Here is a 14,600-nt window from a genome sequence, read left to right on the forward strand (position 1 = left end):
ATTCGCACCACAAACCGGTCGCGTAGCCACTTGCCAACAACTTTCGCGCTGGCAGCCGACGCACAAAGGGGTAGGATCACGCCCGCCACCCGATCCGGAGCAGCGGCATCGTACAGGGCATCAAACCGGGGGCGGCATCAGACATTGGATGAACGGCGCATGGCAATTTTGCGCGTCAGTTCACGCGAGCGAGCCGGAAAAGACAGATACAGTTCTCAGCTGTTCCATCTTGCATAAGTAGTATTACGCGACAAGCAAAAACCCCCGGAGGGGTCTATGGCCAACGCGCAACAGGGTCGTTCGTCGGGACACGGCAATACTCAGGACGAGGTCAACTTGGAGATCGACGATTCACAAGCCTTGCGGCAGCTGGAAGAAGGCACGTCGCCGCCCATCCTGGTCCTGAGCCGTGACGCCAATCTGGTCGAAACGGTCAAAAAGGCCGCCCCCCGGGGCGTTTCGGTGGCATTCGCGCCCGACCTGGACCATGTCGCGGAGAAGCTTTCCAACCTGAAGCCAGGCGTGCTGGTCGCGGACACCGCGAGCACCGCCGACGTGGCTTCGATGGTGGCGCAGCTGACTCAGCATTTCCCTGAGCTGGTCGTCGTGGTCGCGGGCAAGCGCGAGGACAGCTCCGCGCTGATGCAGCTCACCGCCGCCGGCCGGATCTTCCGATTCCTGCTCACACCGTTGTCACATGGCCAGACGCGCCTCGCGCTGGAAGCCGCGGTCAAACAGCATCTGGATCTCTCGGCCGCCGGTCAGCGCCTCAGCACCGCCGGCGCGTCCGGCGAAGGCGGCAGCAAGAATTACGTGATGACCTACGGCGCACTGGCCGCGGGTCTGCTGGTCGTCATCGGCGGTATCTGGTTCGGCGTCAGCCGTTTCACCGGTGAGCCCGAAGTGCCGCCGGTCGTGAATGTGCCAGTCGCACCGGGGGCGCAGCAGCCGGGCGGCGTGCCGGAACGTCCGGATCCGGTCAAAGCCGAGCTGGCGTTGGCCAAGGACGCGTTCGATCAGAACAAGTTCATCGAGCCGCAGGGCGAAAGCGCACTGGATCTGTATCGAAGCGCGCTGGCGCTGGATCCGACCAGCCAGGCCGCGAAGGACGGCATTCGTTCGGTCGTCGACAAGATTCTGGAACGCGCCGAAGCCGCGCTGCTCGCCGAACGTTTGGAAGAAGCCATTCGCACGATCGAAACCGCGCGCGATATCGATTCGACTCATCCGCGCCTGGCGTTCCTGGATACGCAGGTCGCGCGCGAACGTGAACGTTTGAAGCTGTCGCAGGCTCAGGAAGTCGGCAATCGCGTGCGCTCGCTGGTCAACAGCGCGAACGATCGCATGGCCAACGGCCGCCTGCTGACACCGACCAATGGCAGCGCGAAGGACGCGCTGTTGGAAGCGCGCCGCCTCGATCCGACGGATCCGACGGTGCTGTCCACGATTCGTGAGTTCAGCGCACAGCTGACCGAGGAAGCTCGCAAGGCACTGGCCAGCGGCAACGTCGAGGCGGCCACTGCATACGTGCAGGGCGCGCGTCAGATGGGTTCCGCGGGTAGCGCGCTGGCTGCTGTCGAACGCTCGCTTGTCGAAGCCACTCGTACTGCAGGTCCGGGCGCGGGTCCGAACACCGCTGCGGGCTCCACGGCGCAGTCGGCTAGCGCACGCCGTCCGGCGACCAATGCGCCGGCCGCGGGCGCAGGCCCGAACGTCGACGCCATGGTGGCTGACGTTCGTACACGCCTGACCGAAGGCAAGCTGATCGATCCGCCGGGCGACAGCGCTCGCGATCTGTTGGCGAATCTGCGGACCACCGCGCCGAATCGTCCGGAAGTGGACGAGCTGTCGCGCACACTCTCGCAGCGTCTGCTCGACTCCGGTCGTCAGGCCATGAATGCGAAAGCGTACGAGCGCTCAGCGCAGCTGATCGCCGCGGCCAAGGATGTTGGTCAGCGCTTCAACGGCGCGGCCATCTCGCAGGCTGAAGCGGATCTCACCGCGGCCCGCGACGCGAACTCTCAGCAGACGAACGTCGTGTCCGCCGCTTCGCTGAAGCGCGTGCGCATGGTGTCGCCGGCGTATCCGGATGCGGCCCGTAAACGCGGCATCGAAGGCTGGGTGGAACTGGCCTTCACCGTGCAGACCAACGGCACGGTCGATCAGGTGGAAGTGCGCAACGCCAGCCCGGCCGATGTGTTCGACGACGCGGCGATCCGCGCCGTGCGCCAGTGGCGCTTCGAGCCGGTCGAACGTAACGGCGAGCGCATCGAACAGCGCGCCATGGTGCGTCTGAAGTTCTCGCAGCAGGCGTCGCAGAACTAAGCCAGACAGCTGCTCTGTTCCGTTACCAAGGCGGCCCCATCGGGCCGCCTTTTTATTTGCCTCCTCCAGCCGGCCCGGCACGCCATGTGGCCACTGCAAACGTCGAACCGAGCCGGTACGCCCGCATGGCCACGGCACTTGCTCGTGCTGCCGAGTACATTCGAGCACTCGCCTCGGCACCGCCTCGACCGAGCCAAGTCGTGTCAACTTCAGGCGGGTGACGTGGCCGCGAGTTGACGCTACGCTGCGCGTCCTTTTTGGCCTGGTGCCATGGATACCGCAACTCCCGCCGTCGCTTCTCCGACCTCGTCCTTGCCCGCGCAGCGGCTGGACGCGTCGGGTCGTGCGCACGTGGATGTGCGGGCCATCGTCGCGCTCGCCGTGCCGTTCGCGGCGAACAGTGCGATTCAAGCGATCCTGAATCTCACGGACACCTGGTTCATCGGGCGCATCTCCACCAGCGCGCTCGCCGCCATTGCCTCGATTCACTGGCCGGTGATCGCTTGTATCGCGTTGTTTGGTGGCGTCGGTCTGGCGGGACAAACATTGGTCGCGCAAGCCTTCGGCGGCCGACGCCTCAAACGCGCGGCGCAAGCCGGCTGGATTTCGATGTGGGCGGCGCTGCTGGTCGCACCGCTATTCTGGTTCATCGCCATGAACGGCGACGCCGTGCTCGATCCGTTCGGCCTCGCGCCCGATGTGCAAGCGTTGGCGGTTCAATTCTGGCAGCCGCGAATGTTTGGTGCGCCGCTGGGCGTGGCGCTGTGGGGCATGCTCGGATTCTTCAACGGCATCGGCCGGCCGAAGATTTCCTTCATGGTCGACGCGCTGGTCTGTATCAGCAACGCCTGCTTCGCGCAGTTGTTTATTTTCGAGTGGGGCTGGGGCATCGCCGGCGCCGCGTGGGCCACCAACTGCGCGCAGGCGCTGGGCCTGCTGGTGGGGTTGAGTATCTTCGCCGGCCCCAGCATGAATCGCATGTTTCATTCGCGCTTGATGTGGCGGCCGCGCGCTCACAAGATCGCCGCGCAATGGAAGCTCGGCATGCCGATGGGCATGCTGATCGCCGCCGACGTGCTCGGCTTCGCGATGTTTCAACTCATGCAAGTGCATCTGAGCACGGTGGACGGCGCCGCGACTCAGATCGTCATGATGCTCACGTCGATCTCGTTCATGCCGGCCATCGGCATCGCGATGGCGGGCACGACCCTGGTCGGTCAGTCGATCGGCATGGGCGATCGCGGCTGGGCCCGGCGCATCGGCAACAGCATCATCGTGATGTGCACGACCTATATGGGCACGGTCGGCCTGTTGCTGGGACTGGCCGCGCCCTGGCTGATCCCGACCTTCGTCGCCGACAACGATCCGCAGGCGCTGGCGGTGATTCAGCTGGGCGCGACGCTGATGTGGGTGGCGGCGGCTTATCAGTTGTTCGACGGCTTGAACTTCGCCTGCTCCTTCAGCCTGCGCGGCGCGGGTGACGCGACGGTGCCGGCGGCCTGCGTGCTGGTGCTGTCCTGGCTGGTGTTCGTACCGCTGGCACACAGCCTGTCGTTCAAACCCGGCGGCGGCTGGGTCGAATGGCTGCCGCAATTCGGCCTGGGTGCGCTCGGCGGCTGGCTGGCGGCGCTCACCTACATCATCCTCATTTCGGTCGTCCTGTTGCTTCGCTGGCGCTCGGGCGCGTGGCAGAAGATCCGGCTTCGCTGACCTGACCGGGAGGCTGTGCGCCCCTGGGAGCACGGCCGAGGATATCCCGCGGGAGACAGACGAGTAAGCCATGACGAGGCCGGCGATGCTATGGTCTGCATTCGACGCCGGGCTGACGGGACCACACTGTGAACGACACTGCTTCAAACGAGACATCTGCGATTCGCATCTGGGACTGGCCGGTGCGGCTCACGCACTGGTTGTTTGTTTTCTGTATCACGCTGTCGTGGTGGACCGCCGAACAGAACGCGATGGACTGGCATCGCTACAGCGGCTACGCGCTGCTGGGCCTGCTGGTGTTTCGTATCTATTGGGGCTTCGCGGGCAGTTCGAGCGCGCGCTTCGCCAATTTCCTGCGCGGGCCGAGCGGCGTCATGACTTATCTCCGCGAATCGCGAGAAGCACATCGCGACGCCGGCCACAATCCGCTCGGCGGCTGGAGCGTCGCGTTGCTGTTGACGCTGATGCTGTCGCAAGTGGCGATCGGTTTGTTTGTCAGCGACGTGGACGGCATCGAGTCCGGTCCGCTGTCGCATCTGGTGAGCTTCGATGCCAGCCGCACCCTGGCCGAGATTCACGAAGTCGTGTTCAACGTGATCCTGACCTTTGTCGGCCTGCACATCGCGGCCATTCTGTTTTATCTGCTGGTGAAAAAAGACAACCTGGTGATCGCCATGCTCACCGGCCATCGCCGCAATGTGCGCGTCAAGCCGATGCAGCCCGTGCCGGCGTGGCGCATTCTGCCAGGCATCGTGCTCGCCAGTGGCGTGGTGTGGTGGATTGCAAACTGAGTTGAGGCCGGCTCGTGAGTACGGTCGCCGTCGCTATCGCGACGGCTCCGGCATAGAAAAATAAAAGGGGCGATCGACCTCGATGGATCGATCGCCCCGTTGTCTCGTCGTATGCGCTGTAGTTGTTCTACTTCACCAGTCGCAGAGCAGGCCGCTCAGCCTTCCCCTGCAGTCGGTCGCGATGAAACCCGATCTCGGGCCGGTACTGAAGCGCCTCCATGCGGCGCTGCAATTCGGCGGCTCGCTCGGGATCCGGAGTGACTCGCGGACGCACCGGCAAAGAATCGGTCTTGGTCATTCTGAACATCACATTACCTCCCAGGCGGTGTTCCCTTTTCGCGCGGCGGTGTAACGCACCACAAAGCGAAATGGATCCACCGACAATCGAAACTCTTGCATCCCCTAATACGGATGGCGCTATGTCCAATGATTCGCAGTGTCCGCGAAGTTCTTGTTTTGTGGCCGGACTATACAGAATCGCTGGCCTGTAGGTGCTTCCATGACGATCCAGGTATGCACCTTCTCGATGCGCCGGGCGCCAAGCGCCTCGAGCCGTTGGGCTTCCGCCTCGATGTCATCGGACTCGATGTCCAGGTGCACGCGACTGTCATGCTCGACGGTTTGCACTTCGACGTGCAGACCGAGCTCGTCGGTGAGCATGCAGCGGTACAGGGGGCTGGGCTCTTCGCTCTTGGCGCGCAGCTCGTACCCGAGCGCGGCGGACCAGAATTGCGCGGCCTGTTCGAGATCGTCGGTCTTGCAATCGATGATGAATCCAGCGAGACGGCTGCGATGCATGGCTTCCCCCACTATCAATGATAGCCCCGGCGTCCATTCAATTTGACGATCGCTAAGACGACATCAATGTGGTGGCGCGCACGATACCAAAAGCGGCGTGCGACTCACGCGTTCGGGTTCACACCTTTGCGAGCCGCATCCATCGCCGCGAGAATATCTTTAGTCTCGGGGCTGGAGAATATGTCAGTTAGTGACGCGGAAACCTTGCGTTGCCAGTTGGCATGCTCGGTGTCCGTGCCTGGCACGTTGACCGGATCCGTCATACCGATCAGATCCTCGATCTGCAGCAGTGCAATGTTCGAACTGGACAAACCAATGAAAGCATGCACCGCTCGCGACAACGCAGCTGAGTACTGCGGCAGCGGCTCACCCTCGTTCCACCGCCACAAGTCCGCCGCCACCAACGCGCGCAACAAGCTCACTCGATCTCGAACACGCGAGTCGTGTGCTTGCAGACGCAGCTCATCCGACGGATATAGATCGAGTTGCGCGCGCAACGTCACATCGCTGCCTTCCCACCAGCCCCGCAACGTCGGCAAGTCGTGCGTCGTGACGACTGCCATCGCATGCGGAACGTATTCATCCGGTCGCTTGAACGTGCCGTCGGGCCGCTGTTCGAACATCAACACCTTGTAGTGATAGGCGTGATAGTGCTCCATTGCCCCGGTCATCGCTTCCGGCACGGTGCCCAGATCTTCGCCGATCACGATGCAATGATGGCGCTGACTTTCCAACGCCAGAATGGCAATCAAGTCGGCCAACGGATAGTGGACATAGGTCCCGTCCTTCGACAGCAGGCCGCGCGGCACCCACCACAATCGATACAGCGTCATCACGTGATCGAAGCGCAGCGCTGCCACGTAACGCATCATGTTACGGACCAGCCCGACGAACGGCTGGTACTGTTGTGCTCTCAGTTCGACCGGATCCTGCGGCGGAATGCCCCAGTCCTGGCCTTTCAGCGCCAGCGCATCGGGAGGCGCCCCCACTGAAGCGCCCTGCAGATACAAATGGCGGTTGGACCAGGTTTCCGATCCCGCCGTATTCGCGCCGACAGCCACGTCGCCGTAAATGCCGATCGCCATGCCGACTTCGCGAGCGGTGCTCTGAGCCGCGGCCAGTTGTTCGGCGGCGAGCCATTGCAGATATTGAAAGTATTCGACGTCCTCAGTGCGCTCGCGTGCGAAACGCTGCACGGCCGGCGACGCTGGATCGCGATATTCCTCGGGCCAGCTCGGCCAGCCCCAGTACTGCGGACCTTGCAGACGGAAGTGTCCGTCGAGCGCATCGTAGATCGCGTGCAGCTTCAGTGGCTCGCCCTGGATCTCCTGGAACTGTCGGAATGCCTGACCGCGCGGCGTGTGCTCTTTGAGATGGCGCGTGCGGAAGCTCGCGTACAGCAACGAGAGGATTTCAAACTTGGCCGCCGCCACTTTCACGTAGTCGACGTTGCGAGTCGCGCGCGCTTCCTCGAGCGTCGCCTGGAATTTCGGCTCGGCAACCCGCTTGTGCGCCGGCTCGCACTCGGTGAAGTCGGGCACATCCTCGACGCTGATATACAGCACATTCAAGAACTGTCGATTCGACGGCGAATACGGGCTGATGTGCGCCGGATTGGCCGGCATCAACGCGTGCAGCGGATTCAAGCCGATGATGTCGCAGCCCAGCGGCGCGGACAGACGAATCAGATTGCGCAGATCGCGAAAGTCACCGACGCCCCAATTGTCATCGGCCCGTAGCGAATACAGCTGGACCGCGATGCCCCAGAGTTTCTTGCCCTCGGCAATCGCGTGCGCTTCGAAACATTGCTCGGGAGTAACGACGACGCGAAGGGTGCCTTGCAGCCCGGTGTCCAGAGCGAACGACGCGGTGTGATAACCCAGCGGCAGCGCGGGCAGCTCCACCGTCAGGCGTCGATAGGAAAGGTCATCGATCTTGGCTTCCTCGACGGCTTTCAGCTTCGACAGCGGCACGCTGCCGGAGCGCGGCTCGCCACTCTCGAGCGTGACGCTCCAATCGACCTTCTTTGCCGCCAGATCCACCGGCACGGCCACCGGCACCGTAACCGGCAGCCCTTCGCTCGCGACCACGACCGGCGGCACGAAGCCCGTCCACCGGCGCGTCTCATATTCATGAATGGACTTCTCGGCGGCCGTGTCGTCGGCGGCTGCGACACCCAGCGCCGCCAGGATGGCGACCTGCGATTCGACCGACACCGTGGTGGGCCGGCCACGAAAATCCAAATAGGAATCCGCGATTCCGTACAACCGGGCGAGTTGGCGGATCGGTTGTTCCATTTAAGTCTTCAGCGTAAATCCACTGCGAACGACTCCCGGCGCAGCGCCATCGGCGAGCAATACGCAGGAATGGGGCGCGACCACGCAATTCTCACCGGCGCCAAGCCGGTCACCGAGATCGTTCGCCCGCCACCGCGACGTGTCGAACACGATCTGCCACACCACACCGGTGGTCGGCGCGGGCAAACGGAAGTCGCAAGGTTGATCGCCGGCATTGCACAGAAACAGCAGATGTCCGTTCGGTGTTCCATACGGATCGGTGAAAGCATGGCCGATCAGCACGCCGATGGCGCGAGCGTTGGCATCGTGCCAGTCCGCGGCGTTCAACTCGTGCCCGAGCGGATGCCGCCAGCTGATGTCCTTGTGCTCGCGATCCAACTGGCGTGCACCTTTGAGGAAGGTATCGCGCCTGAGCCCGGCCGCGTACCGGCGCAAGGTGAGCAGTTGCCGGACGAATGCGGTCAACCAGCTGCGGCGCTCGGCGAGCGACCAATCCACCCAGCTGAGCTCGTTGTCCTGGCAGTAGGCGTTGTTGTTACCGCGTTGCGTGCGGCCGAACTCATCGCCGGCCAGCAGCATCGGCACGCCCTGCGACAGCAACAAGGTCGCGAGCAGATTCCGGATCTGCCGTTCGCGCAGCTCGATCACCGTCGGATCGTCGGTCGGCCCTTCGACGCCGCCGTTCCAGCTCAAGTTGTGATTGTGACCGTCGCGGTTGTCTTCGAGATTGGCTTCGTTGTGTTTCTGTTCGTACGCCGTGGCGTCATACGCAGTAAAGCCGTCGTGACAGGCAATGTAATTGATGCTCGCCGTCGGCCGGCGGCCGCTGGCACGAAACAAATCGCTGGAACCGGCGAAGCGCTCGGCGAAGTTGCCAAGAATGCCGGGGTTGCCGCGCCAGAAACCGCGCACGGTGTCGCGATACAAATCGTTCCATTCCGACCAGCCGGCCGGGAAGCGTCCGAGTTGATAGCCTTCCGGACCCACATCCCACGGCTCGGCGATCAGCTTCACGTAACGCAACGACGGCTCGTTCGCGACCGCTTTGAAAAATGCGGCGTCGGTGCGGAACGGCGCGTTGTCTCGACCCAGCACGGCGGCCAGATCGAAACGGAAGCCGTCGACGTGCATTTCCTCCACCCAGTACTTCATGCAATCGATGACCAGATTGCGGGCGGCGGCATGGCCAATGGACAGCGTGTTGCCGGTACCGGAACGATCGACGTAACGGCTCAGATTGGTGCTGTCGAGTTTGTAGTAGGCAACATTGTCCAGGCCGCGCAGGCTCAGCGTCGGCCCCTTCTCGGTGCCTTCGACGGTGTGATTGAACACCACGTCGAGGATCACTTCGATGCCGGCCGCATGCAGCGTCTTCACCATGGTGCGGAATTCGGCGACCGGATCCTCGACGCCGAAGTCCGGATGGGGCGCGAACCAGGCGAGCGAGCTGTAGCCCCAGTAGTTCACCAGGCCTTTTTTGGCCAGGAACTCCTCGGGAACGAACGCTTGCACCGGCAGCAGCTCGACGGCGGTGATGCCCAGCTGCTTCAGGTAATTCACCACCGCCGGCTGGGCCAGGCCGAGAAACTTGCCCCGCTCGCGCTCGGGCACGCCGGGATGCAGCTTCGTGAATCCTTTGACGTGCAATTCATAAATGACGGTGTCACGCCACGGCACGGCCGGCGGACAGTCCTCGCTCCATGCGAATTCAGAGTGCACGACCCGCGCCTTGTACATGTATGGCGCACTGTCGGCGGTGTTTATTTGCTCGGTCGGTTGATCCGGCAGATGACCGAACAGCGCGGGATTCCACTCGAACTTGCCCGCCACCGCGCGTGCATACGGATCGAGCAGCAACTTGTTCGGGTTGTAGCGCAGGCCGTACGAAGGATCGTACGGGCCATGGGCACGATAGCCATACACCACGCCCGGCACGCCATGCGGCGCGGGCAGAAAGCCGTGCCAAACATTTTCAGTGCGCTCAGGCAACGTGAGACGGACCAGCTCGTGCTCGCCGCTGTCATCGAACAGACAAAGCTCGACTCGCGCGGCGCCGCTGGCATGGACGGCGAAGTTCACGCCGGCGCCGGTCCAGGTTGCGCCCAACGGCGAGGGGGACCCGGCTTGCAGGTTGGCGGCGGAGAAGTCAGCTGGTACGGCGTTCATCGGGGGAATGGTGACCGATTCGGGGGCCGTGTGAAAAGTAGCGAATCGCGAAAGCGACGATTGATCGGCCTCAATCGCGCGCCCAGATGACGACCCCCAGGGGCGGCAGGTTCAAAGTGATCCGCGCCGGGAAGTCGCGCCACGGCTCGTCATACGCCTGCGTTTCAGTCTGCGGTGCATAGCCTGAACCGCCGAACGCCGCGTCGTCGCTGTCGAGCAGTTTTCGATAGCGGCCGCCGGCCGGCGCACCAAAAGTGTAATTGTCGCGTGGCACGGGCGTGGCGTTGAAGACGATGAGCAATTGCGTGCCGCCCTCGCCCTGCAAGCGCTGTCGCATGAACGCGAACACGCTTTCGTTGGCATTGTCCGCTTCCAGCCAGCGAAACCCTTCCCAGCTGTGGTCGCTGCCATGGAGCTCGGGATAGTCGCGATACAAACGATTCAAGGCGCGCACCCAGGCCTGCAGCTGCCGATGATGCGGGTGTTGAAGCGCGGCCCAGGCCAGATCTTCATAGTCGCGCCATTCGTGCCATTGCCCGAACTCGCCGCCCATGAACAACAGCTTCTTGCCCGGGTGCATCATCATGTAGCCCATCAGGAAGCGATGATTGGCCAGCTTCTGCCATTCATCGCCCGGCATCTTGTCCAGCAGCGAACGCTTGCCGTGCACCACTTCGTCATGCGACAGCGGCAGGATGAAGTGCTCCGAGAACGCGTACACGAACGAGAACGTGATCAGGTTGTGATTGTGCCGGCGGAAGATCGGATCGAGCGCCATGTAGCGCAGCGTGTCGTTCATCCAGCCCATGTTCCATTTGAAATGAAAGCCGAGCCCGCCCAGATGCACCGGCCGCGTCACACCGGCGAATGAAGTCGACTCTTCCGCCATGGTGACCACACCCTGGTGGTAATGGCCGACCGTCCAGTTCAGCTGCTTCAGGAAATCGATGGCTTCGAGATTCTCGCGGCCGCCATATTGATTCGGTGTCCACTCGCCCTGCTTGCGCGCGTAGTCGAGATAGATCATGGACGCGACCGCATCCACGCGCAGCCCGTCGATGTGATATTGCTCGATCCAGAAGAGCGCGTTGGCGATCAGAAAATTACGCACCTCGTGGCGGCCGTAATTGAAAATCTTCGTGCCCCATTCCATGTGCTCGCCACGATGCGGATCGGAGTGTTCGTACAACGCCGTGCCGTCGAAATCCGCCAGGCCGTGACCGTCGCGAGGAAAGTGCGCCGGCACCCAGTCCATGAACACGCCGATGCCGGCCTGATGCAGGCGATCGACGAAGCGCATGAAATCCTGCGGCGTGCCGTGCCGCGCAGTGGGCGCGAAGTGGCCCAGCACTTGATAGCCCCACGAGCCATCGAACGGATGTTCCGCGACGCCGACCAGCTCGACGTGCGTGTAGCCCATGTCGACGACATAGGGAATCAGCTGGTCGGCCAGCTCATCCCAGGTCAGGAATGCCGGCTTGCGATGCCACGAGCGGCGCCACGAGCCGGGATGCAATTCATAGATGGCGATGGGCGCGCGCAACGGATCCCAGTTGCGGCGGCGGTCGAGCCATTCGGCATCGCCCCAGTTGTAACCGCTGAGGTCGGCGATCACTGAAGCACTGTCGGGGCGCAGCTGCATCTGGAATGCATACGGGTCCGCTTTCATCAGGTGCTGTCCGTGCGCACCGACGATATCGAACTTGTACAGCGAGCCGACGGCGGCGCCGGCAACAAAGGTCTCCCACACGCCCGACTGACCGCGACGCTGTAACACGTTGCGATTGCTGTCCCAGTGGTTGAAGTCGCCGACCACACTGACCCGCTGCGCATTCGGCGCCCACACCGCGAAGCGCGTGCCGGCGACGCCGTCGTGCAGTTCGAGATGCGCACCCAGCTTCTGCTGAATGTGGTGATGGTTGCCCTCACCGAACAGGTGCAAGTCGAGATCGGAAAGACCGGACGTCATAGCGATACGAATACTAGTTCGGTTGCCAGCTGTTCCTTCACAACACCGCCCGGCCGCCCGGGTTCCCGATCACAGCACCGGTTTGATGGACCAGATATTGTCCGCGTACTCGCGAATACTGCGATCGCTGGAGAACGGGCCCATGCTCAGCGCGTTGATCACCGACTTGCGGGTCCATTCTTCCGAGTTCAGGAACAGCTCGTCGACGCGCGCCTGCGCGGCCATGTATTCATGGAAATCCGCCAGCACCATGAAATGCTCGCCGTGGCCGAGCAGCCGGTCGCTGACCACCTTCGAGTCGAAGATGTTGTCCGGCGTGAAATGGCCGGAATCGAGCAGCTCGATGGCCCGTTTCAGAGCTGGATTCCTGGCCACTTCGTCCGCGGGCGAGTAACCATGGGCGCGGCGCTCGACCACTTCTTCGGTGGTCATGCCGAAAATGAAAATATTATCGTCGCCCACCGCATCCTTGATTTCGATGTTGGCGCCGTCGAGCGTGCCGATGGTGAGCGCGCCGTTCAGCGACAGCTTCATGTTGCCGGTGCCCGACGCTTCCATGCCGGCCGTGGAAATCTGCTCCGACAGATCGGCGGCCGGCATGATCTCCTGGGCCAGCGACACGTCGTAGTCCGGCAGGAAACACACTTTCAGCTTGTCGCCGATGCGCGCGTCGTTGTTGATGACGTGCGCCACGTTGTTGATGAGCTTGATGATGGCTTTCGCCATGTGATACCCGGGCGCCGCCTTGCCGGCGAACATCACGACGCGCGCGGGCATCGGGTCGTTCGGGTTGTCCAGCAACTGCTGGTAACGGCAAATGACGTGCAGCAGGTTCAACAGCTGCCGTTTGTATTCGTGAATGCGTTTGACCTGGACGTCGAACATCGCATCGACGCTCACCGTCACACCGAGCAGCTGATGAATGGTCTTGGCCAGCCGCTCCTTGTTGGCGCGTTTGATCTCGCGGAACCGACGGCGGAAATCGGCATCGTCCGCGGCCCATTTCAAGCGCTCCAGATCCTCCAGATCGTTCTCCCACGCCTGGCCGAGCTTCTCGGTCAGCAGCGTGGACAACAGGGGATTCGCCTGCTTCAACCAGCGGCGCACGGCGATGCCATTGGTCACATTGGTGAAGCGCTCCGGCCACAGCTGGGCGAAGTCGGCAAAGATGGTCTCGCGCATCAGCCGCGAATGCAGCTTCGCCACGCCGTTGACTCGATGGCTGCCGACCACCGACAGATACGCCATGCGCACGCGACGATCGCCATCCTCGTTGATGAGCGACATGCGACGACGGCGATCCAGATCCTGCGGAAACCTGGCGCTGACCTCTTCGAGGAAATCGCGGTTGATCTGATAGACGATCTGCAAATGACGCGGCAGCAGTCGCTCGAAGAACGACACCGGCCAAGTCTCCAAAGCCTCGGGCAGCAGCGTGTGATTCGTGTAGCTGCAGATCTCACGCGTGAGCTTCCACGCGGGCGCCCACTCCATATCATAAGTATCGGTCAGCAGACGCATCAGCTCGACGACAGTCAACGCCGGGTGCGTGTCGTTGAGCTGCACGGCGATGGCGTTCGACAAATCCTTCCACGGCCGGCGCTCGGCCAGATGTTGGCAGAGCAGATCCTGCAACGAGGCGCTGACGAAGAAGTACTGCTGCTTGAAGCGCAGCTCCTTGCCTTGCGGCGTCGAGTCGTCCGGATACAGCACGCGCGTGAGATTCTTCGCGTCGACCTGCTCGGCGACGGCGGCCGCGTAGTTGCCGTGATTGAACGCTTCGATACGGAATGGCGTGATCGCGCGCCCCGACCACAAGCGCAAATGGTTCACGGTGGGACTGCGGTTGCCCGGAATCAGCAAGTCATAACCGACCGCCCACACATCCTGGGTATCGACCCACTCGTAACGCACTCGACCGTTCTCATCGCGAGCCGCGCGACACTGACCGCCGAATCGCACACGGTGGCGCACGGAGCCCTGACTGTTTTCCCAGAAGTTATGAAAGCCGAGCCAGGAGCTGGCGATTTCGCGTTGCGCGCCGTCTTTCTCGATGACCTGAGTAAAGATGCCGTAGTCGTAGCGAATGCCATAACCGGTGGCGGCATAGCCCAGCGTCGCCAGCGAATCCAGAAAACACGCGGCGAGACGACCGAGGCCGCCGTTGCCCAGACCGGGATCTTCTTCCTCGGCGGCGATGTGATCCAGATCCTGACCGAACGACTGCACGGTCTCGCGCACTTCAGTGAGCAACTCATCCTCGAACGAGGACAGCGCGTTGACGAGGCTGCGACCGAGCAGAAACTCCATCGACAGATAGCAGATGCGCTTTACGCGGGCACGGGCGACCCGCTGGCCGGTGGCGATCCACCGCTCGGTAAGTTCTTCACGGACGGCAATGGACAAGGCGTCGTAGATGTCGCGGCGGGTCGCATTCTCGGTCGACTTGCCGAGCACTCGCTCGAGGCGATCGACGATCGCCTCACGGACGGCACCGAGGCGCAACGGCACCGCCGAACGAATCGCAGAAGTCTGCGCCATGAA

The 14,600-nt window shown here is 62.7% G+C and carries 9 protein-coding genes; 3 read left to right on the forward strand and 6 right to left on the reverse strand.

All coding sequences use genetic code 11. From position 1 onward, the window contains the following. The first annotated feature begins 276 nt into the window (after positions 1–276). The 3 genes from EKO19_RS30270 (at position 277) to EKO19_RS30280 (ending at position 4,826) form a co-directional block, all read left to right on the forward strand. On the forward strand, positions 277–2,325 hold the full coding sequence (locus EKO19_RS30270) for an energy transducer TonB (protein WP_129781152.1): 2,049 nt from the start codon (positions 277–279) through the stop codon (positions 2,323–2,325). A gap of 270 nt (positions 2,326–2,595) precedes the next feature. Further along, the gene (locus tag EKO19_RS30275) at positions 2,596–4,035 is read left to right on the forward strand and encodes an MATE family efflux transporter (RefSeq protein WP_129781153.1); all 1,440 of its coding nucleotides are present in this window, start codon (positions 2,596–2,598) and stop codon (positions 4,033–4,035) included. 128 nt (positions 4,036–4,163) lie between these two features. Then, positions 4,164–4,826, forward strand: coding sequence for a cytochrome b/b6 domain-containing protein (locus EKO19_RS30280; protein WP_217705705.1), 663 nt, complete (start codon positions 4,164–4,166; stop codon positions 4,824–4,826). A 127-nt stretch (positions 4,827–4,953) separates the two neighbouring features. Here EKO19_RS30280 and EKO19_RS38465 read toward each other — a convergent pair whose 3' ends face one another. From EKO19_RS38465 to EKO19_RS30305, 6 genes are all read right to left on the reverse strand, one after another. Beyond that, positions 4,954–5,124: a hypothetical protein gene (locus tag EKO19_RS38465; RefSeq protein WP_157995506.1), complete on the reverse strand. Its 171-nt coding sequence runs from the start codon at positions 5,122–5,124 to the stop codon at positions 4,954–4,956. Positions 5,125–5,243: 119 nt separating this feature from the next. Beyond that, positions 5,244–5,624: a VOC family protein gene (locus EKO19_RS30285; protein WP_129781154.1), complete on the reverse strand. Its 381-nt coding sequence runs from the start codon at positions 5,622–5,624 to the stop codon at positions 5,244–5,246. Positions 5,625–5,728: 104 nt separating this feature from the next. Then, positions 5,729–7,921 carry a 4-alpha-glucanotransferase gene (gene malQ / locus EKO19_RS30290; RefSeq protein ID WP_129781155.1) on the reverse strand — a complete coding sequence of 731 codons (2,193 nt, stop codon included), beginning with the start codon at positions 7,919–7,921 and terminating at the stop codon, positions 5,729–5,731. Further along, complete coding sequence (gene glgX, locus EKO19_RS30295) at positions 7,922–10,087, reverse strand: glycogen debranching protein GlgX (protein ID WP_129781156.1); 2,166 nt, start codon at positions 10,085–10,087, stop codon at positions 7,922–7,924. 70 nt (positions 10,088–10,157) lie between these two features. Beyond that, positions 10,158–12,056, reverse strand: a complete 1,899-nt coding sequence (glgB, locus tag EKO19_RS30300; RefSeq protein ID WP_129781157.1) for a 1,4-alpha-glucan branching protein GlgB — start codon at positions 12,054–12,056, stop codon at positions 10,158–10,160. 69 nt (positions 12,057–12,125) lie between these two features. Next, complete coding sequence (locus EKO19_RS30305) at positions 12,126–14,597, reverse strand: glycogen/starch/alpha-glucan phosphorylase (protein ID WP_129781158.1); 2,472 nt, start codon at positions 14,595–14,597, stop codon at positions 12,126–12,128. Positions 14,598–14,600: the final 3 nt, after the last annotated feature.

It is taken from the genome of Peristeroidobacter soli (assembly GCF_004138485.1).
Classification (GTDB): domain Bacteria; phylum Pseudomonadota; class Gammaproteobacteria; order Steroidobacterales; family Steroidobacteraceae; genus Steroidobacter; species Steroidobacter soli.

Bases quoted from the DNA above. Each gene is read 5' to 3' on its own strand.
- EKO19_RS38465 (WP_157995506.1), bottom strand. From the start codon at position 5,124: ATGACCAAGACCGATTCTTTGCCGGTGCGTCCGCGAGTCACTCCGGAT.
- glgB (WP_129781157.1), bottom strand. From the start codon at position 12,056: ATGACGTCCGGTCTTTCCGATCTCGACTTGCACCTGTTCGGTGAGGGC.
- glgX (WP_129781156.1), bottom strand. From the start codon at position 10,087: ATGAACGCCGTACCAGCTGACTTCTCCGCCGCCAACCTGCAAGCCGGG.
- EKO19_RS30270 (WP_129781152.1), top strand. From the start codon at position 277: ATGGCCAACGCGCAACAGGGTCGTTCGTCGGGACACGGCAATACTCAG.
- EKO19_RS30305 (WP_129781158.1), bottom strand. From the start codon at position 14,597: ATGGCGCAGACTTCTGCGATTCGTTCGGCGGTGCCGTTGCGCCTCGGT.
- EKO19_RS30285 (WP_129781154.1), bottom strand. From the start codon at position 5,624: ATGCATCGCAGCCGTCTCGCTGGATTCATCATCGATTGCAAGACCGAC.
- malQ (WP_129781155.1), bottom strand. From the start codon at position 7,921: ATGGAACAACCGATCCGCCAACTCGCCCGGTTGTACGGAATCGCGGAT.
- EKO19_RS30275 (WP_129781153.1), top strand. From the start codon at position 2,596: ATGGATACCGCAACTCCCGCCGTCGCTTCTCCGACCTCGTCCTTGCCC.